This window comes from Oerskovia paurometabola, assembly GCF_016907365.1.
In the GTDB taxonomy this organism is placed as follows: domain Bacteria; phylum Actinomycetota; class Actinomycetes; order Actinomycetales; family Cellulomonadaceae; genus Oerskovia; species Oerskovia paurometabola.
In genome coordinates this window covers 1,878,058-1,897,134 of the sequence record NZ_JAFBBV010000001.1, presented here as the reverse complement: position 1 = coordinate 1,897,134, position 19,077 = coordinate 1,878,058, and the positions used below count along the sequence as shown (strand labels likewise).

The following is a 19,077-nucleotide window of genomic DNA, read 5'->3' as shown; positions in this document are numbered from 1 at the left end:
GTCGTGTCCCGACGGTACGTGCCGCCACTGACACCCACCGTCCCCCTGGTCCTGCCTGTGGACGACGGACGGTCAGCTCGTGCTGTGCACAACTCTACCCGAACACCTGTTCGAGAGAACCCTCGCGGTGCGGCGTGTCGCCGACGCCCGTGCCGCGCTCTCGCTGCCCTCGCTGCCCTCGCCCTCCTCGCCGTCCCGACGACCAGGCCCGGGCGCCCACCCCGCGACCCGCGCCTATCCCTCCCACGATCCCTCCCACGACTCCCCCGGCCGCAGCACGACCGCCCGCGTCCCGGGAGCCCACCGGTGCACCGCCGCGGCGAACGCCGCCCCCGCGTGGTCCATCCAGCCGCGCGGCAGGTTCTGCCCACCCGGCGTGTGCAGGGTGCCCCAGTGCACGGGGATCGCGACACGTACCCCGACGGCCGCGCACACGCGCGCGGCCTCGGCCGGCCCCAGGTGCCCGCCCGACAGCCGCGGCCCCCAGCCCGCCACGGGCACGAGCGCGACGTCGACCTGCCCGCCCGCGAGCGCCGGCAGGTGCGCCATGCCCGGGTAGGCCTCGGTGTCGCCCACGGCCCACAGGGTCCAGCGGTCCGTCTGCACCAGGTGCCCCACCGCGGCGTTGGGCCGGTGCGGCATGGGCCGGTGCCCGTGCACAGCAGGCGTGAGGTGGACGCGGACGTGCGCCCCGACGTCGTGCCACGTGCCGTGCTCCCCGCCCGCGGCGACCGGCAGGGGGCCTCGGGGGCGGCCCGGCACGGGACCCACGAGGGGCCGCTCGTCGTGCTCTGGACCCGCGCCGAGGCCCACGCCGGGGAGCCCCTTCGCACGCAGCCAGCGCGCGTTCGCGGGCGCCGTCAAGATCGGGGCGTCGCCCAGGAGGCGCAGCGAGCCGAGCTCCGCGTGGTCGTGGTGCAGGTGCGAGAGGAGCACCGCGTCGGCGCCGCGCCACACCTCGGCGGGTCGTACGCCGCGCCGGCGCAGCAGCCCGGCGTGGCGCCGGAGCAGGGGGTCGGTCACGATGCGCACGTCCCCGTCGGGCGTCGCGACGTCGAGCACGACGCTCGAGTGCCCGAGCCACGTGACCCGCAGCCCGGGCGCGACCCCCGTCACGTCCTGACCCCCAGCTCCCGCAGCCACCCGACGAGCGCGCCGTGCACGGCCTCGGCACCCACGAGCATGCGGATCCCGCCCACGTCCTCCCGCGCGCGATCCGCGACGCGCAGGCTGGCGGGGTACAGCAGCATGGCCTCGTTCTGGGCACCACCCAGGCCGCCGTGCGACCCGACGAGGCCCTCGAACGCATGGACCAGCCCTGCGTCGTCGACGCTCGAGACCAGCAGCAGGTCCCCCGCGTGCTCGAGCGAGGCCGCCCGCAGCAGGTCGGGCGCGGCCCGCGGCCCGTACCGGGCGAGCGGGTCCTGCCCGAGGACCTCACCCGTGACCAGGTGGTGGCTGCCCGCCGGGCCGTACGCGACGACGTCGGGCACCTCGCCCTGCACGGGACCGCTCTCCTGCACGACGACGACCCCCACGGCCGGGTTCGCGACCAGACCCGGCACGAGCGCGGGCCAGCGCGCCCGGATCTCGTCGCCCACGAGCCGCGCCGGCGAACGCGGGAACCACACGAGGCCGAGGTTCCCCGAGCCGACGACCGCGACCTCGGGCAGGTCGCCCTGCCCCGCAGGCTCGGGCTCGCGGTCGGGGCCGACCATGACGCGACCGCCCCTCGCATCCTCGGCGCCACCCCGCCCGAGCGCGTTGAGCGCGGTGTTGACCGCTCCCCAGGCCTCGGAGTCCGCCGAGGCGGGCGACCGCACCCCGGCCGCCCGACGGCGCCGCCCGCCCGGAGCGGGGACGACCGCCATGAGGCGGCGCACCTCGTCGAGGAACGAACGCCCCACGACCTGCTCGAACGTCGCGCCGAGCGACTGGCCGTGGTCGGACAGCACGACGATCTCGTAGCGGCGCGGAGCGACCTGCGCGACCTGCTCCCACAGGCCCACGACCCGGTCGAGCCCCTCGAGCGCCCGCATCGCCTCGGGGCGAAGCGGCCCCGCGTGATGCGCGATCTCGTCGTAGTCGACGAGGTCGACGAACACCACGGGCGCCCCGCGCACGAGCTGCTCGGCGACGAGCGAGGTGTTGAGGTCACGCAGGACGACGTTCGAGACCGCACGCAGGACCGGGTAGGCCCCCAGGCGCGAGACGCGCGGCACGACGTCGCGCACGGCCTGCTGCCACCCCTGGTAGAGCTCCTTGAAGAACTCCCCCACCGTCGCCACGAGGGCCCGGACCAGGACGAACGGGCTCGAGAAGAAGTGCACGAAGAGCTGCCCCGGCCCCAGGCCCGCACCCGCCCGGCTCATGACGAGCAGGTTCGTCGAGGCGTCGCCCGAGAACATGGTCGAGACCGCGACCCCGCCGTCCGCGAGCAGCCCCCGCCCGTCGCTCATGAGCGCCTCGACCTGGGCCGCGTCCGCCGGCCGGTTCGTCACGACCAGACGCCCCTGCGCGCGGTCCCACCAGCGGAACGCCGGCACGTGCTCGCTCGTCCCGTGCAGCAGGCCTGCCTGGCTCGCCGGCGTCGTCGACGGGACGCGCGCCCACCACGACTCGAGCACGTGGGAGCCGGAACCGAGCCAGCGTGCGAGGTTCGGCGCCAGCCCCGCCTGGACCGCGTGGTCGAACGTCTCGCGCGCGACGCCGTCGAGCTGGACGACCAGGAGTCCCGCGCGCGGTGCACCCGGCCCGCCCGCCAGGCCGTCGGTGGGCCCGGACGCGCGCCCGTCGGTCGTCGCGCCGGCACTAGGACGTGCTCGACGCGCCGCGGCACGCTGTGCACGGCGCGCGCGCCGGAGCAGGTGGTCGATCACGTACTCGTTGTCGCTCGCACCGATCGCCCACCGGCCGACAGCCATGAAGAACGCCGCCAGGACCAGCACCGCCACCACAGCGCCCCAGTCGTCGGTCTCGAAGCCAGGAAGATACGTCAGGGCGAGCCACGCCACGAGCACCTGACCGGCCAGCCCCGACACCAGCGCCCCCAGCACGCCGGCACGACCCGCGACGACACGCCACAGCGGTCGCAGGAGCACGTCGCCGACACCGACCACGAACGCCGCGAGGAACACCGACCACCACGAGGTGATCCGCACCCCGGGGACGATCCAGATCGCGAGCGCCAGGCCCGCCGTCGTCGACACGAGCGACCAGAGAGCCCCCGTCAGGTCGTGCACGGAGAACGGGAGACGGTGCCTCATGCGGCCATGATGCCGCGCGGACGCACCTACCGCGCGGGCGGCGCCTGCCGGTTCCTGGCAGCACACCTCCCGACCACGGCCCGACGCACCTACCGCGCGGGCGGCGCCTGCCGGTTCCTGGCAGCACACCTCCCGACCACGGCCCGACGCACCTACCGCGCGGGCGGCGCCTGCCGGTTCTTGTCGGTACCCCACCGCTGCGAGTCCGGCACCTCCAACGCGTCGCACAGCGCGTGCCACACGTAGCGCGGCTCGACGCCGTCCTCGAGGGCCTGGACCGCCGTCCGGTCGTCCAGGGCGTTGAGCACCTGGTCCCGGGTCAGGGCGCGACCGTAGGCCGATCCGAAGACCTCGTCCACCAGCTGCCAGAACTCTCGATACCGCACGGGGACAGCCTGCCACGTCCCGGGACCTCGCCCGTCATCACGGTGCCTCGCCCACCGCCGTCGACCCCGAGGTCGACCGGTCGACGAGACCTCCGTGCCCGGCCGACCCGGGGTCGGCGCCGCGTGCGTGCCGGGCAGGGAGCGGTTGTGGGTGGCAGCGCCCACAATGGCGGGGTGACGACCCCCGACCCTCTCGCCGGTTTCAGCGCTCCGACCCGCGCCTGGTTCGAGGGCGCGTTCGAGCGTCCGACAGCCGCGCAGGCCGGCGCGTGGGAGGCGATCGGGAGCGACCGGCACGCGCTCGTCGTGGCCCCGACGGGATCGGGCAAGACCCTCGCGGCCTTCCTGTGGTCGCTCGACAGGCTGCTCTCCCCTCCCGCGGACGAGGCGCCTGCGGACCCCGCGCACCGCTGCAAGATCCTCTACGTCTCGCCCCTCAAGGCGCTGGCCGCGGACGTCGAGCGCAACCTGCGCTCGCCGCTCGCAGGCATCCGGCAGGCCGCCGTGCGGCTCGGCACCACGGTCCCGGACGTCGTGGTCGGCACCCGCACGGGCGACACGCCGGCGAGCGAGCGGCGCCGCTTCGGGGTCGCTCCCCCGGACATCCTCATCACGACGCCCGAGTCGCTGTTCCTGGTCCTGACGTCCCAGGCGCGCGCGGGCCTGGCGGGCGTGCAGACCGTCATCGTCGACGAGATCCACGCCGTGGCCGGGACCAAGCGCGGGGCGCACCTGGCGGTCTCCCTCGAACGCCTCGACGCCCTGCTCCCCGTGCCCGCGCAGCGCGTGGGCCTGTCCGCGACGGTCCGGCCGGTCGAGGCCGTCGCGACGTTCCTCGCGGGGCACCGCCGCCCGGAGGACCAGGGGCGGGAGGTCGTCGTCGTGCAGCCGCCCTCGGAGAAGAGGATCGAGGTCGACATCGTCGTGCCCGTCCCGGACCTGGCCGACCTGCGCAGCGCCCCGGTGCCGGCCAGGGCAGCGGGCCCCGAGGACCTCGCGCCCCTGCCCGACGGCGAGCCCGACCTCTCGGGTCCGGCCACGGCCCGTCCGCCGCGCCCCTCGGTGTGGCCGCACGTCGAGGAGCGCGTGGTCGACCTCGTGGCCGAGCACCGCTCGACCCTCGTCTTCACCAACTCCCGGCGCGGGGCCGAGCGCCTCACGGCCCGCATGAACGAGGTCTGGGCCGAGCGGCAGGGCGAGGACGTGCCCGACGTCGGGACGCTCCAGCCCGCGCAGGTCCTGGCCCAGTCGGGCGCGAGCGCGGGCACGGACCCCGTGATCGCCCGGGCCCACCACGGCTCCATGAGCCGGGCGGAGCGCACCCGCACCGAGACCGAGCTCAAGGACGGGCGTCTGCCCGCGGTGGTCGCGACGTCGTCCCTCGAGCTGGGCATCGACATGGGCGCGGTGGACCTCGTGGTCCAGGTCGGCGCCCCGCCGTCGGTCGCGAGCGGGCTCCAGCGCATCGGGCGAGCGGGGCACCAGGTGGGCGCGGTGTCGCACGGCGTGGTGTTCCCGACCTTCCGGGGCGACCTGGTGCCCTCGGCCGTCATCGCGGACCGCATGCGGACCGGGCAGATCGAGCACCTGCACGTGCTGTCCAACCCGCTCGACGTGCTGGCGCAGCAGGTCGTCGCGATGGTCGCGCTCGACGACTGGACCGTCGCGGACCTTGCGGCGCTCGTGCGGCGCAGCGCACCGTACGGTGCGCTGGGCGACGCGACGCTGCACGCCGTGCTGGACATGCTCGCGGGCCGCTACCCGAGCGAGGACTTCGGCGAGCTGCGCGCACGGATCGTGTGGGACCGGACGTCGGGCGTCCTCAGCGGACGGCCTGGGGCCTTGCGACTGGCGGTCACGAGCGGCGGGACGATCCCGGACCGGGGCCTGTACGGGGTCTTCCTCGCGACGGACCCGTCCACGACCGCGGGGCCCGAGGACGCGGCCGGCGTGGTCGGCGACCCGCCCGGGGGCGCCGCGACGGGCTCCCGGGCGCGGGGTGGGCGGCGCGTGGGCGAGCTCGACGAGGAGATGGTCTACGAGTCGCGCGTGGGCGACACGTTCACGCTCGGGTCGAGCACGTGGCGCATCGAGGACATCACCCCGGACCGTGTGCTCGTGACCCCCGCCCCGGGCGCCCCCGGACGCCTGCCCTTCTGGAAGGGCGACTCACCCGGCCGCCCGGCCGAGCTCGGCCGGGCGGTCGGTGCCTGGGTGCGCGAGCTCGAGACGTTGGCCGCGACCGACGGGCCCCTCGCGGAGCGCCTGCGCGACGCAGGACTCGACGCCTGGGCCACCGACAACCTCATGGCCTACCTCGCCGGCCAGCGCGAGGCCACGGGGCGCGTGCCCGACGACCGGACGGTCGTCGTCGAGCGCTTCCGCGACGAGCTGGGCGACTGGCGCGTCGTCATCCACTCGCCCTACGGCGCCAAGGTCCATGCGCCGTGGGCGCTGGTCCTGGGCGCGCGGCTGCGCGACCGCTACGGCCTGGACGCCGCTGCGATGCACTCCGACGACGGGATCGTGCTCCGGCTGCCGGACGTGGGCGACGGCGGCTGGGGCGACGACCCCGGCGGCGCTGCCGGGCCGGGTGGCGCCGGGTCGCCCGTCGTCACGGCGGAGGACCTGCTGCTCGCCCCGGAGGAGGTCCTCGACGAGGTCCGCGCGGAGCTCGGGGGGTCGATCATGTTCGCGGCGCGCTTCCGCGAGGCCGCGGCACGAGCTCTGCTGCTCCCCCGGCGTCGCCCCGACAAGCGTCAGCCGCTGTGGCAGCAGCGGCAGCGCTCGGCGCAGCTGCTCTCGGTCGCGAGCGAGTACCCCGAGTTCCCGATCGTCCTGGAAGCCGCGCGCGAGTGCCTCCAGGACGACTTCGACGTCGCCGCGCTGACCGACCTCATGCGGGACCTGGCCGCGGGCCGGGTCCGGCTGGTCGACGTCACGACCCCCACCCCGTCCCCCTTCGCGCAGTCCCTGCTGTTCGGGTACACGGCCCAGTTCCTGTACGACGGCGACGCTCCCCTCGCCGAGCGCCGCGCGGCCGCGCTGTCCCTCGACCCGACCCTGCTCGCCGAGCTGCTCGGCACCGAGGGCGGGGCCTCGCAGCTCGCGGACCTGCTGGACCCGGAGTCGGTCGAGCGGACCGAGGCCGAGCTCGGCGCCCTGGTGCCGGGCCGCCAGGCGCGGCACGCGGAGGACGTCTGGGACCTGCTGCGCCGCCTGGGTCCGCTGCCCGCCGCAGAGGTGGGCCGCCGCACGCGCGAGGAGGTGCGCGAGGAGGTGCCCGGATGGCTCGCGGCCCTGGAAAGGGCGCGCAGGGTGATCGGGGTGCGTCTGGCCGGCGTGCCCGACGACGCCGCGCAGCAGTGGGCCGTGGTCGAGGATGCCGGGCGGCTCCGGGACGCGCTGGGCGTCGCCCTGCCCACGGGGATCCCCGAGGTGTTCACCGAGCCCGTCCCCGACCCGCTGGGCGACCTGGTGCGACGCCACGCCCGCACGCACGGCCCGTTCTCGGCGCACGAGGTCGCAGCCCGGTTCGGGATCGGGGTGGCCGTGGCCACCGGCGTGCTGCGCCGCCTCGAGGCCGCGCGCGTGCTCGTGTGCGGTCGGCTGCGCCCCGAGTCGCTGGGCGGCACGGGAGAGGAGTGGTGCGACGCCGAGGTGCTGCGGACCCTGCGGCGTCGGTCGCTCGCAGCGCTGCGGGCCGAGGTCGAGCCCGTCGCTCCCGAGGCGCTGGGCGTCTTCCTGCCGCGCTGGCACGGGATCGGCACGTTGCGGGGCACCGACGGGCTGCTGCGTGTCGTCGAGCAGCTCTCCGGGGCGGCGGTCCCCGCCTCGGCCCTCGAGACGCTCGTCCTGCCCTCGCGCGTCACGGACTACTCGCCCGCGCTGCTCGACGAGCTGACCACCACGGGCGAGGTCCTGTGGTGCGGGCACTCGTCGCTGCCCGGCGGCAAGGACGGGCTCGTGAGCCTGCACCTCGCGGACGCCGCGCCCCTCACCCTCCCCGACGCGTCACCGCTCGAGGAGGACGGCCCGCTCGACAGCGACCTGCACCGGGCCGTCGTCGACCTGCTGACCGGCTCGGGAGGGTTCTTCCTGCCGCGCATCGCCGAGCTGGCAGGGGCATCTCAGGCGGCGACGCTCGAGGCCCTGTGGGACCTCGTGTGGGCGGGGTGGGTCACCAACGACGGTCTCGGTGCCCTGCGCAGCCGCCTCGGCCCCGGGGGTGGCGCGCACCGCGCACCCCGTGCGCCCGTCCGCGCCCGCCCGTTGGCCAGGGGACGGTTCGCCTCGCTCGGGGCGGGGACGAACGGGGCGGCCCGTGGCGAGAGCGACCTGCGCGGTGGCTCCGGGCGCTGGTCTGCCCTGCCGGCCCGCGAGCCGGACCCCACGCGCCGCACGCACGCCCTGACCCGGGTGCTGCTCGACCGCCACGGCGTCCTGACCCGGGGCGCGGCCCCCTCAGAGGGCGTCACCAACTACTTCCGCGGCGTCTACCGCGTGCTCTCGGAGCTCGAGGCCACGGGCACGGTCCGGCGCGGGTACTTCGTCGAGCACCTCGGCGGGTCGCAGTTCGCGCTGCCGGGTGCGGTCGACCAGCTCCGCACCGACGCACAGGACCGCGAGCACGCCGAGGAGTCGCCCGGGCGCCGCGAGCTCGCCGCGCTGCTGCTCGCTGCGACCGACCCCGCCAACCCGTACGGCGCAGCCCTGCCGTGGCCCGAGCCCCGCGTACCGCACGAACCCGGGGGCGGGCCCCCGATCGGTGTCGGGGTGCCGGGCTCGCCCGGCGCCGCGAGCAGGGCGCCTGCGCTGACCACCGCCGCGCCGGCGAGCGCGACGACCGCGACGGCCGTCGTGTCCGCCCCCGCCGCGGGCACGGCCCGAGCCGCCCCGCGGGCGACGCACCGCCCGGGACGCAAGGTGGGCTCCGTCGTCGTGCTCGTGGGCGGGGACCTGGTGCTGTACGTCGAGCGCGGCGGACGGTCGCTCATCTCGTTCGGCGACGACTCGGAGTCCTCGGCCCGTCGGCTCACGCTGGCGTGCGCCGAGCTCGCCCGCGCCTCGCGGGCCGGGTTGCTCGGGAAGATGGTGATCGGGCGGATCGACGGGATCGACGCCCTGGCGGGAGCAGGCAGCACCGCGTCGCGAGCGTTCGGGGTCACCGCCGCGCTCCTGGAGGCGGGGTTCCGGCCCACGCCGCGGGGGCTGCGCGCATGAGGTCCGTGGCTGGCGCGCGCACGCGCGGGACGGGAGGTCTCCGTGCCTGAGGGCGACGTCGTCCGGGTCACGGCTCAGCGCCTCGACGCGGCGCTGAGCGGGCGGGTGCTGGACCGCGCCGAGCTGCGCTGGGCCGAGGCGGGCGGGACCGACCTGACGGGCAGGACGGTGACCGAGGTGCTGGCCTATGCCAAGCACCTCCTCACGCGCCTCGACGACGGCACGACCCTGCACACGCACCTGCGGATGGAAGGGCAGTGGCGGATCGCCCGCACCGGGTCGGCCGCTGCGGCCGCTCGGGGAAGCGACGTGCGGGCCGTCCTCGGGAACGAGATCTGGACGTGCGTGGGCGAGCGCCTCGGGATGCTCGACGTCGTGCGCACGCGCGACGAGCACCTGCTCCTGGGACACCTGGGCCCCGACATCCTCGCGGAGGACTTCCTCACGGCCCCCTCGACGGGCGTGCGGCTCGCACTGGACCGCCTCCGTGCGGCGGCGGCCGAGGGCGGGTTCCCCGCGCAGGTCACGGTGGGCGGCGGCAGGCCGCGGGTCGCCGCTGCCCGGCCGCTGCCGATCGCCGACGCCCTGCTCGACCAGAGGGGGGTCTCGGGCCTCGGCACCATCTACACGGCCGAGGGGCTGTTCGCGCAGGGGATGTGGCCCTGGACCCCGGTGGACGACGTCTCCGACCACGACCTGGAGGCCCTGCTGCGCACGACCCGAGGGCTCATGCTCCGCAGCGTCGCGGAGGGCGTGGGCACCGTGCGGCGCCACGTCCACGGCAGAGCACGACGGGCGTGCCACCGATGTGGCACGCCCGTCGCTGTCGCTCGGGCGAACGAGGCGCCGTTCGAGCGACCGATCTTCTGGTGTCCGACCTGTCAGAAGCCCTGAGGCCCCCCGGTCAGCCGACCGGCTGGAGGTCCTCCCGCATGCGTCGCGCGCTCTCTGCCGCAGCACCGCGGCCCATGAGGCTCGTGGCGAAGTCCGCGGGGATCGTGTCCGGGATCATGAGACCCTCGGCCACGGCGACCCGGTCGCTGACCTCACGGAGCACGATCGACATGGGGATGTCGAGCGCCTCGCAGATCGAGCCCAGGAGCTCGGACGACGCTTCCTTCTGGCCGCGCTCGACCTCGCTGAGGTATCCCAGGGAGACGCGTGCAGCCGAGGACACCTCTCGCAGGGTGCGGCCCTGTCGCTGGCGAGCGTCTCGCAGCACGTCCCCGATCTCTCGTCGAAGAACAATCATCTGGCGGCCCCCTTCCGTGTCCCGTGCGACCGTCGGAGCCTGCCTGGCTCCGGTGGTGGTTCGCTGACCTGTCGTTCCCCGCGCCCCTCGCGTGGGGATCGTCCTACCGTACCCCGCACCCGGGGTTGTCTCATGCGCTGATCTGTTGAATGGCCTCTTGGCGATCACGTGCTGTTCAACGCGCTTCCTCCCAGCGTTGTTCCCGCACCGGCGAGACGTCCACGGCCTTGCCGGGAGTTCACGAACTCTCCACGTACTCACCAGCGCTTGCCCTCGTCCGGACCAGCCCGGGGCAAGTCCGGACGGCCGCAGCACCTCGCAGAGATCACCCGGCGACGACGCGTCGCGCGAGCTCGATCACCTGCGCGACCGCGGCCTCGCGGACCGCGGACCTGTCCCCCGCGAGGTGCAGCCCTCTCACCTCGGTCTGCTCGGGCGACGACACGGCCACGTAGACGAGCCCGGGGGCCTTGCCGTCCTGCGGGTCCGGTCCGGCCACCCCGGTCGTCGCGACCCCGACGTCCGCACCCAGGAGATGCCGCGCCCCCTGCGCCATCTGCCGAGCGACCTCCGGGTCGACGGCGCCCCGTTCGGCGAGCAGGTCCGCGTCCACCCCCAGGACGCTCCTCTTGAGGTCGGTCGCGTACGCCGTGACGCCGCCCCGCAGCACGGCGGAAGCCCCCGGGACGGCCACCAGGCAGGCCGTGACGAGCCCGCCGGTCAGCGACTCGGCGACCGCGAGCGTCCAGCCCCGCGACGCGAGCGAGTCCAGGAGGTCCGCAGCGTCGGCCGCAGGCGTCAGGTCCACGCTCGCCACGGATACCGGCTCAGTCCTGGCCGGCCGTCTTCGCCGCACGCAGCGCGTCGCGACGCAGGCGCCACCCCTGGTACGCGTACTCGACGCCCGTCACCACCGTGACGACCAGCGCCGCGCTGAGCACGACCCAGCCGACCACCGTGATCCAGCCGGGCATCTGGTCGAGCGGGAGCAGGAAGATCGAGATCGCGACGGACTGCAGGACGGTCTTGAGCTTGCCGCCCCGCGAGGCCGGCATCACGGTGTACTTCAGGACCGCGAACCGCATGAGCGTGATCCCCAGCTCGCGAGCGAGGATGACGATCGTGACCCACCAGGGCAGGTCGCCGAGCGCCGAGAGCAGCACCAGCGCTGCCCCGATCAGCAGCTTGTCGGCGATCGGGTCGAGGAGCTTGCCCAGGTCCGTGACCAGGTCGTACTTCCTGGCCAGGTAACCGTCGACCCGGTCGGTCGCAGCGGCGAGGACGAACAGCGCCGTCGCGACCAGGCGCCAGGTGACCGTGTGCCCGCCGTCGGCGAGCAGCGCCCACGCGAAGAAGGGGACCACGGCGATCCGGGCGAGAGTGACCGCGTTCGCGGAGTTCCAGGGAGACGGGACGGCTGTGACCACACGACAAGCGTAGGCGCTGTGCACCCACCCGTCCGACCAGGACCAGATTCCGACTGATCGGGCGCAACCGGACAGACCTCCCGTCCGGAGGTTCGAGGATGCCGCTCGGCGCTCGCCGGGGCGCTACTCTCGGCGCCGTGAAACGTCACGCGCGCGCCCGCGGAAAGAGCCGCCCCCTCGTCGCGCTCCTCGCCGTGGGGCTCGCGACGGCGGCCGTCGTGGTCGCGGGCGGGCTGGCCCTCGGCGCCGGCGGCGCAGGCCCGGTCGAGGCACTCCCCTCGCCCTTCGTCGTCACGGCCGAGCAGGTCCCGCCGGCACCGCTCGTGGAGCCCGACGCCGTCTTCACGGTCGTCGCCGGGGGTGACGTCCTGCCGCACCTGCCCGTCCACACGTCGGCGCGCGCGGCCGCGGGGTACGACTTCAGCACCGTCCTCGCCGGTACCGACGCCTGGGTCGGTGGCGCCGACCTCGCACTGTGCCACCTCGAGGTCCCCCTGACGCCCCCCGGCGTCCGACCGACCGGCTACCCCCTGTTCGCGGCGGACGCGCACCTCGCGACCGACCTGCGCGAGCAGGGCTGGGACGGGTGCTCCACGGCCTCGAACCACTCCGTGGACCAGGGCGAGAGCGGCGTGGTCACGACGCTGGACGCCCTCGACGCCGCGGGACTCGGGCACGTCGGCACCGCACGCAGCGCCGCGGAGGCCGCCGCTCCAGCCCTGTACACGCTCGAGAGGGCGGGCCGGTCGATCGTCGTGGCGCACCTCGCCGGCACGTACGGGACCAACGGCATGCCTGTCCCTGCCTCGGCCCCGTGGTCCGTCACGCTCCTCGACGAGGACGACCTCGTCGCTCGCGCTCGGGCCGCCCGCGAGGCGGGAGCCGACCTGGTGATCGTGAGCATGCACTCGGGCGTCGAGTACTCGACCCCGCCGACCGACCAGCAGGTCGGGCTCGCGACGTTCCTGGCCGCCTCGGGAGAGGTGGACCTGGTGCTCGGGCACCACGCCCACGTCCCGCAGCCGACCGCGCTGCTGCCCGGTGGCCCCGACGGTCAGGGCATGTGGGTCGCGTACGGGCTCGGCAACTACGTGTCGAACCAGGACGGCGACTGCTGCGACGCGCGGACCGACTCGGGCCTGCTCGTCACCGCGACCATCACCCAGCCCGCGGGAGCCGCGGCCCGCGTGACCGGCTTCGAGTGGACGGCGATCACGGTCGACCGGCTCGGCAGGCACGCGGTGCTGGCGCTGGCCGACGTCGCGAGCGACGGCACGCGTACCCTGAGCCCCGCCAACCTCACCGCTCGCTACGACCGGGTCCGGGCTGCGGTGGGTGACGCCGCCCCCGAGCGCGTCGCTCCTCCGGTCGCGTCGGGGCCGCCACCGACCGTCACGTCCCGGGCTGCGGGGGGCGTCGACGGGACGCCGGTGGCAGGGACCTGACCTCGGGTCGCGGTACGCAGCCGCTGGCCCCGGGACGGGCGCGGGCGAGGTCCGCGCTCACGGCTCAGCGCTCGCGCCAGTCCGCCTCGTCGCCGGCGTCGTCGTGGTACTCCTGGGCCACGGGAGGCATGTGCCCGTCCGCGCCGTCGGAGTAGTCCCGGCCGTTCCCCGCCGACTGCTCCCCGCCCCCGGCCTCGCCGTCGAACACCTCGGCACCGGGCTCGCCACGCAGCATCGCGAGCGTCGCGGGCAGGTCCTCGGCCGTGAGCATGACCTCGCGAGCCTTGGAACCCTCGGAGGGGCCGACGATCTCGCGCGACTCGAGCAGGTCCATGAGACGCCCAGCCTTGGCGAAGCCGACGCGCAGCTTGCGCTGCAGCATCGAGGTCGAGCCGAACTGCGTGGTGATGACGAGCTCGGCGGCCTGCAGGAGCAGGTCGAGGTCGTCGCCGATGTCCTCGTCGACCTGCTTCTTGGTCGCGGCCGATGCCGCGACGTCGGTCCGGTAGGACGGCTTGAGCTGTGACTTGACGTGCTCGACGACCGCATGGACCTCGCTCTCGGCGACCCACGCCCCCTGCACACGCATGGGCTTGGCGGCGCCCATGGGCAGGAAGAGCGCGTCTCCCTGACCGATGAGCTTCTCGGCCCCCGGCTGGTCGAGGACGACGCGCGAGTCCGCGAGCGACGACGTCGCGAACGCGAGTCGCGACGGCACGTTGGCCTTGATGAGTCCGGTCACGACGTCGACCGAAGGGCGCTGGGTCGCGAGCACCAGGTGGATACCCGCGGCGCGCGCGAGCTGCGTGATGCGCTGGATCGAGGCCTCGACGTCTCGCGGGGCGACCATCATGAGGTCCGCGAGCTCGTCGACGACCACGAGCAGGTACGGGTACGTCGCGATCTTGCGCTCCGAACCCGGCAGCGGCTTGACCTTCCCGGCCCGGACCGCGGTGTTGAAGTCGTCGATGTGCTTGTACCCGAACATCGCGAGGTCGTCGTAGCGTGCGTCCATCTCGCGCACGACCCACTCGAGGGCCTCTGCGGCCTTCTTGGGGCTCGTGATGATGGGCGTGATGAGGTGCGGGATGCCCTCGTAGATCGTGAGCTCGACGCGCTTGGGGTCCACGAGGACCATGCGCACCTCCTCGGGCGTGGCCCGCATGAGGATCGAGACGATCATCGAGTTGATGAAGCTCGACTTGCCGGCGCCCGTGGCTCCCGCGACGAGGATGTGCGGCATCTTGGCGAGGTTCGCGACGACGTAGCCGCCCTCGACGTCCTTGCCGACGCCCATGACCATCGGGTGCTCGGTGCGCCGCGCCACGGAGGACCGCAGCACGTCACCCAGGACCACGGTCTCGCGGTCCGTGTTGGGGATCTCGATGCCGATCGCGGACTTGCCGGGGATGGGCGAGAGGATGCGCACGTCGGCCGAGGCCACCGCATAGGCGATGTTCTTGGACAGGTTCGTGATGCGCTCGACCTTGACGGCCGGGCCGACCTCGACCTCGTAGCGGGTCACGGTCGGTCCGCGCGTGAAGCCCGTGACCTTGGCGTCGATCTCGAACTGCTCGAAGACGCGCGTGAGCGACTCGACCACGCGGTCGTTCGCCGCGGAGCGCACCTTGTGCGGGGCGCCCTTGACCAGGTCGTCCTCGGAGGGCAGCACGTAGACGGTGTCGCCCTCGAGCATGGGCTGGACGCCGCGGGGCACCGGGTTGTTGGGCGGCGGCGGGGGCGCGCTGGGCGAGGGGGCCGTCCGACCGACGGACGGGATGACCTGCGTCGGCAGGTCGGCCGCGTCCTCGTGCGTGTCGGGCGGCGGCGGGGGGCCGACCGGTCCCCCGCGGCGACCGCGGGCGCTCTTGCGAGCAGCCTCCTCCTCGGCCTCGAGCATCGCGGCGCGCTCGAAGGCCTCGTCGCCGACGTAGCCGCCGTCGAGCCGCTCGCGCTCGGCCGCCTCGGCCTCGCGCTCGGCCTTGGTCTTGCGGGCTCGTCCGGCGCGGCGCTTGCGCGGCGCCTCGTCGGTGCCGTCGTGGCGCGAGACGCCGTCGGCGAGCTGCAGGCCGTCGTCGTCCTGGGGACCGCGGCCGTCCTCGCCCTCGCGGTGGTTGCCCGTGAGGCGGTCGTAGATGCCGCGCAGGCGGCTCGGGATCGCGTGCACGGGCGTCGCGGTGACCACGAGGATCCCGAAGAAGCCCAGCAGCAGGAAGAGGGGCACGGCGAACCACTCGGTGAGCCCCGTGTGGACCGGGGTCGCGAACAGGTACCCGATCACCCCGCCCGCGTCCTGGACGGCCTCGAAGCCGTCCCGCGGGGCCGGCAGGTCCTCGGCGATGTGCACCAGGGAGCAGACCGAGACGACGATGAACGAGAGCCCGATCGTGACGCGCGAGTTCGCCTGGGTGCGCTCGGGGTGCCGCATGATCCGGACCGCGAGCCAGATGAGCAGGACGGGCAGGGCGACCGCGGCGACGCCGAAGACGCCCGCCGAGACCGCATGGACGGCGGTGCCGAACGCGCCCGCGATCCCCCACCACTCGCGCGCCGCGACGATGACGGCGAGCGCCAGGAGGAGGAACGCGACGCCGTCGCGCCGATGTGAGGGGTCCAGCTCTCTTGCTCCCTTGCCGATGCTGCGGGTGACCGCGCCGATCGCGTGCGCGCACCCCAGCCACAGACCGCGCACCGCGCGGACGGGCCACGGCGCAGGCCGAGCGACCGGTCTGCGTGCCGACGAGCCCCGCGGAGCGCGGGACGCGCTCGAAGATCCCCCCGATCTGCCCGTCGTACCACGCGAGGTGGTCTTGCGGGAGGTCGCGGGCCGTTTCGTCGAGGTGGACGTCCGGGTCGCCATAGTACGCACCACCGTACCTGTGCACGCCAGGCCGGACCCGCACCTCGAGGGTGCGTGTCCTGTGACGAATCCGGCATCCGTCCGCCCCGCCCGCGGGGCGCGTTCCCGCGGGAGCGGTCGCGACGGGCGGCGGAACGGGGGCAGGATCGGGACATGAGCACCCCTCCCCCGCTACGAGAGCTGCACGAGATCGCCGCCGGCGTCCACGTCGCGACGGCCGAGATCTGGACGAGCCTCACGACCGTGGTCGTCAGCCCGGACGGGCGAGCCCTGGTCGTGGACCCGGGCATCACGGTCGCCGAGGTCGAGTCCCTCGCGGCCGCGATCGTCCGCCGCGGCTGGCGTGTCACCGCGGGGTTCTCGACCCACCCGCACTGGGACCACGTCCTGTGGTCCCGCTCGCTGGGCGACGTCCCGCGGTGGGCCTGCCCGACGGCGGTGCGCGCCCAGGAGCGGAGCCTCGCCGAGGACCTCGTGAAGGTCGAGCGCGAGGCGCCGGGGCACGACCTCACGCTGTTCGGTCGCCTCACGCCGATTCCCCCGAGCGGGACAGGTGACTCCCTGGAGGCCGGCCCGCGGGACGCGCTGCACCTGCCGTGGCCGGACGGGCGGGGCCGCGCGTCGGCGTCGGGCACCGCGGCGCTACCCGGCGCGACACCGGCGGCCGGCGACGGACCGGCCGTGCTCGTGGTCGAGCACCAGGCGCACGCGCCCGGCCACGGTGCGCTCGTCCTGCCGGGCGCCGGGGTGATCGTGGTGGGAGACATGCTCTCGGACGTCGAGGTGCCCCTGCTGGACCTCGAGTCCCCCGACCCCGTGGTCGAGTACCGTGCGGGCCTCGACGCGCTCGAGCACGCGGTCTCCGAGCACGGCGTGCACACCCTCGTCCCCGGCCACGGGCACGTGGCCACGGGCAGCGACGCGATCTGGGAGCGCTTCGGCGCCGACCGGGCCTACCTGGACGCCCTGGAGGCGGCTGCCGACGGCGACCCGGACGGCCCTGACGGCTCGGACGACCCCCGCGTCACGGGTGAGTGGGTCGTGGGCGAGCACCGCAGGCAGCTCGACCACCTGCGCGGTGCACGCTAGGCGGTACGGGCGGGCGTCAGGCACTCGAGGTCGGCGACCGCTCGCTCCGCGAACGGTGTGCTCGACCCGCGCAACCCGGGCAGCGCCTCCGTCAGCGACCGACCGAGGTACGTCAGGGCATCGAGGCCCGTGCTGGACCAGACTGCGAGCTCGCCGTCACCGGTCCGTGACGCGGTGTCCCAGAGCAGCGCGTCGCCGTTCTCGCTGAACGCGAAGACGACGAGCCGCCGGGCGATCGACCAGTCCCCGTCGGGCTCGACCATCCACTCGAACCCCTCGGCCTCGCCGTCCTGGTAGACCGCACGGAAGCGGTCGGTGAGGTGCGCGGCGCGGTGCTGCCAGCCGTCGGCGAACCCGTCGCAGGCCGGCGGGTACACGAGCCAGAGACCGAACAGGCGGCAGAACCCCGCCCGCAGAACGAGCCGCCGGTACGAGGGCGGGAAGCCCTGCCCGTCGGGGAACCGGAAACCGTCCAGCAGATCCGTCGCGACGGCACGGGTGGCGGGCGTCCCGGTGAGCGTGAGCGCGTCGGTCACGTGGACCGTCAGTCGTCGAGGCCGAGCGCGACGGACCGCGCGAGGGCGGCGTCCAGGGCGGCGCCGTCGGCGATGATCCGCGACAGGTGCCGGGCCGCGACCAGGAGCGCGTCGAGATCCGTGCCGTAGACGCTCAGCATCCCGCCCTCGGGGTCGAACCCGACGGCGTCGAGAGTCGCGGGCGACTCGTCGGTGAGCACCGCCTGGAGGGCTCCCGCGAAGTCGTAGCCCGAGCCCTCGACGCCGTGACGCTCGAGCGCGTCCTTGTGCTGGAGGTACTCGGGCCCGCCGGGCGAGTAGATGATGCTCGAGCTCGCGTCGTGGGTCACGAGCAGGACCGGGGCGAGGTCGGCGAAGTCTGCTGAGGTTGCCATGCCCGCGATGCTAGCGACCCGCACCCACACGAGCACGGAACCGAGGACCTACGCGACCAGCAGACCCACCCCGAGCGTCACGACCCCTGCGGCGACGAACCCGGCACCGACCGGCAGCAGCACGACCCACCGGTTGGGCGCCTCACGCCCCGCGCCTGTCGCGGACAGGAAGAAGCCGCCGGGCAGCAGGATCGCCCCGACGAGGACGCCTACCCCTGCGAGCCAGCTCAAGAAGCCCGTGAGCCCGGTCGCCTGGCTCAGCACGAGGCACAGCAGGCCCAGGATCACGAGCACCCCGGCGTGCGCGTGCCCGGCCCGGAAGAAGGACGTCTGGAACGACGTGGCCGGGACCTTGCCGGTCACGACCCTGACGAGGAAGAACCCGCCGGACTCGATCCCGACGATCGTCAGGAGCACGATCCCGGCGGTGATGCGGACGGCGTCGGTGAGCTCGAGCACGAGGGCCTCCCCTGGTCGGCCGAGCGGTCTCGGCAGATTCGACAACACTTTACGAACACTGTTATAGAACACCGTTCGCAAACCTGCGTCAAGAGATCTAGACTCCTTCCCGTGGCCAGACCTCGACTGCACGACGACTCCCTGCGCGCGTCCTTGCTCGACGTCGCCTCCCAGCAGATCTCCGAGCACGGCGAGTCGGCGGTCACGGTCCGTGGGGTCGCGCAGGCTGCGGGGACCAGCGCGTCCGCGGTCTACGCGCTCTTCGGCAGCCGCGAGGAGCTGGTCGCCGCGGTGAGCATCGAGGGCTTCCGGCGCTTCGCGGTGCACCTGGGTTCCGCACCGACGACCGGCTCGCCCACCGAGGACCTCCTGAACCTGGGCATCGCCTACCGGACCAGCGCGCTGGCAGACCCCCACTTCTACCGCGTGATGTTCGAGGGCCCCGCAACCGCCGGCAGCGCGATCCCGGCCGTCGCCGAGCCGACGTTCGACGTCCTGCGGCAGGCGGTGGCGCGGGTGCTCGAGGCCGCCTCACGAGAGGGCAGCAGCACCCCGCTGCCCCGGCGTGCCCTGCAGGCTGCCGCCGAGGAGGCCTCGTTGGTCCTGTGGGGCCTCGTCCACGGACTCGTGAGCCTCGAGCTCGGTGGGCTGCTGCCCGGCGGTCCCGAGACTTCGGCGAGACGCTACGAGCAGGCGATCCTCGCCGTCGGGCCCCCGCTGCTGCGGGCGGCTCCCTCTCTCGCCGGTCCCTGACGCCGAA

Annotated in this window: 15 protein-coding genes; 5 read left to right on the top strand and 10 right to left on the bottom strand. The window is 74.5% G+C overall.

What is annotated here, in order from left to right:
- Positions 1-234: 234 nt before the first annotated feature.
- The 3 genes from JOD48_RS08485 to JOD48_RS08475 all read right to left on the bottom strand — a co-directional run bounded on the left by JOD48_RS08485 (position 235) and on the right by JOD48_RS08475 (position 3,652).
- The gene (locus JOD48_RS08485) at positions 235-1,116 is read right to left on the bottom strand and encodes an MBL fold metallo-hydrolase (RefSeq protein ID WP_307824047.1); all 882 of its coding nucleotides are present in this window, start codon (positions 1,114-1,116) and stop codon (positions 235-237) included.
- A complete protein-coding gene (locus JOD48_RS08480; protein WP_204808556.1) occupies positions 1,113-3,266 on the bottom strand; it encodes a phage holin family protein in 2,154 nt (717 codons plus the stop codon). Before JOD48_RS08480 ends, JOD48_RS08485 begins: the two co-directional genes overlap by 4 nt.
- A gap of 152 nt (positions 3,267-3,418) precedes the next feature.
- On the bottom strand, positions 3,419-3,652 hold the full coding sequence (locus JOD48_RS08475) for a DUF3046 domain-containing protein (RefSeq protein ID WP_204808554.1): 234 nt from the start codon (positions 3,650-3,652) through the stop codon (positions 3,419-3,421).
- Positions 3,653-3,826: 174 nt separating this feature from the next.
- Here JOD48_RS08475 and JOD48_RS08470 point away from each other — a divergent pair, with 174 nt between their 5' ends.
- Positions 3,827-8,875 (top strand): Lhr family helicase, encoded by a 5,049-nt coding sequence (locus JOD48_RS08470; RefSeq protein ID WP_204808552.1) that lies wholly within the window; start codon positions 3,827-3,829, stop codon positions 8,873-8,875.
- A 42-nt stretch (positions 8,876-8,917) separates the two neighbouring features.
- A complete protein-coding gene (locus JOD48_RS08465) occupies positions 8,918-9,769 on the top strand; it encodes a DNA-formamidopyrimidine glycosylase family protein (protein ID WP_204808550.1) in 852 nt (283 codons plus the stop codon).
- Positions 9,770-9,779: 10 nt separating this feature from the next.
- Here JOD48_RS08465 and JOD48_RS08460 read toward each other — a convergent pair whose 3' ends face one another.
- From JOD48_RS08460 to pgsA, 3 genes are all read right to left on the bottom strand, one after another.
- Complete coding sequence (locus JOD48_RS08460) at positions 9,780-10,127, bottom strand: helix-turn-helix domain-containing protein (protein WP_191790629.1); 348 nt, start codon at positions 10,125-10,127, stop codon at positions 9,780-9,782.
- Positions 10,128-10,452: 325 nt separating this feature from the next.
- Complete coding sequence (locus JOD48_RS08455; protein WP_372440706.1) at positions 10,453-10,944, bottom strand: CinA family protein; 492 nt, start codon at positions 10,942-10,944, stop codon at positions 10,453-10,455.
- 10 nt (positions 10,945-10,954) lie between these two features.
- Complete coding sequence (gene pgsA, locus JOD48_RS08450; RefSeq protein WP_191790628.1) at positions 10,955-11,554, bottom strand: CDP-diacylglycerol--glycerol-3-phosphate 3-phosphatidyltransferase; 600 nt, start codon at positions 11,552-11,554, stop codon at positions 10,955-10,957.
- A gap of 137 nt (positions 11,555-11,691) precedes the next feature.
- Between pgsA and JOD48_RS08445 the strand changes: the two genes are divergently transcribed.
- Positions 11,692-12,999: a CapA family protein gene (locus JOD48_RS08445; RefSeq protein WP_307824046.1), complete on the top strand. Its 1,308-nt coding sequence runs from the start codon at positions 11,692-11,694 to the stop codon at positions 12,997-12,999.
- 64 nt (positions 13,000-13,063) lie between these two features.
- On the opposite strand, the gene JOD48_RS08440 is transcribed toward JOD48_RS08445, so the two are convergent.
- The gene (locus tag JOD48_RS08440) at positions 13,064-15,859 is read right to left on the bottom strand and encodes an FtsK/SpoIIIE family DNA translocase (protein ID WP_204808546.1); all 2,796 of its coding nucleotides are present in this window, start codon (positions 15,857-15,859) and stop codon (positions 13,064-13,066) included.
- A 153-nt stretch (positions 15,860-16,012) separates the two neighbouring features.
- Here JOD48_RS08440 and JOD48_RS08435 point away from each other — a divergent pair, with 153 nt between their 5' ends.
- Complete coding sequence (locus tag JOD48_RS08435) at positions 16,013-16,948, top strand: MBL fold metallo-hydrolase (protein WP_204808543.1); 936 nt, start codon at positions 16,013-16,015, stop codon at positions 16,946-16,948.
- Here JOD48_RS08435 and JOD48_RS08430 read toward each other — a convergent pair.
- The 3 genes from JOD48_RS08430 to JOD48_RS08420 are packed head-to-tail and all read right to left on the bottom strand — an operon-like array spanning position 16,945 to position 18,317.
- Positions 16,945-17,484, bottom strand: a complete 540-nt coding sequence (locus JOD48_RS08430; RefSeq protein ID WP_204808541.1) for an SMI1/KNR4 family protein — start codon at positions 17,482-17,484, stop codon at positions 16,945-16,947. The two genes, JOD48_RS08435 and JOD48_RS08430, sit on opposite strands and share 4 nt — an antisense overlap.
- 8 nt (positions 17,485-17,492) lie before the next feature.
- Entirely contained in the window at positions 17,493-17,858 is a 366-nt protein-coding gene (locus JOD48_RS08425; RefSeq protein ID WP_204808540.1) for an Imm51 family immunity protein, read from the bottom strand.
- Positions 17,859-17,906: 48 nt separating this feature from the next.
- Positions 17,907-18,317: a hypothetical protein gene (locus tag JOD48_RS08420; RefSeq protein ID WP_204808538.1), complete on the bottom strand. Its 411-nt coding sequence runs from the start codon at positions 18,315-18,317 to the stop codon at positions 17,907-17,909.
- Positions 18,318-18,428: 111 nt separating this feature from the next.
- Between JOD48_RS08420 and JOD48_RS08415 the strand changes: the two genes are divergently transcribed.
- On the top strand, positions 18,429-19,070 hold the full coding sequence (locus JOD48_RS08415) for a TetR/AcrR family transcriptional regulator (protein WP_204808536.1): 642 nt from the start codon (positions 18,429-18,431) through the stop codon (positions 19,068-19,070).
- Positions 19,071-19,077: the final 7 nt, after the last annotated feature.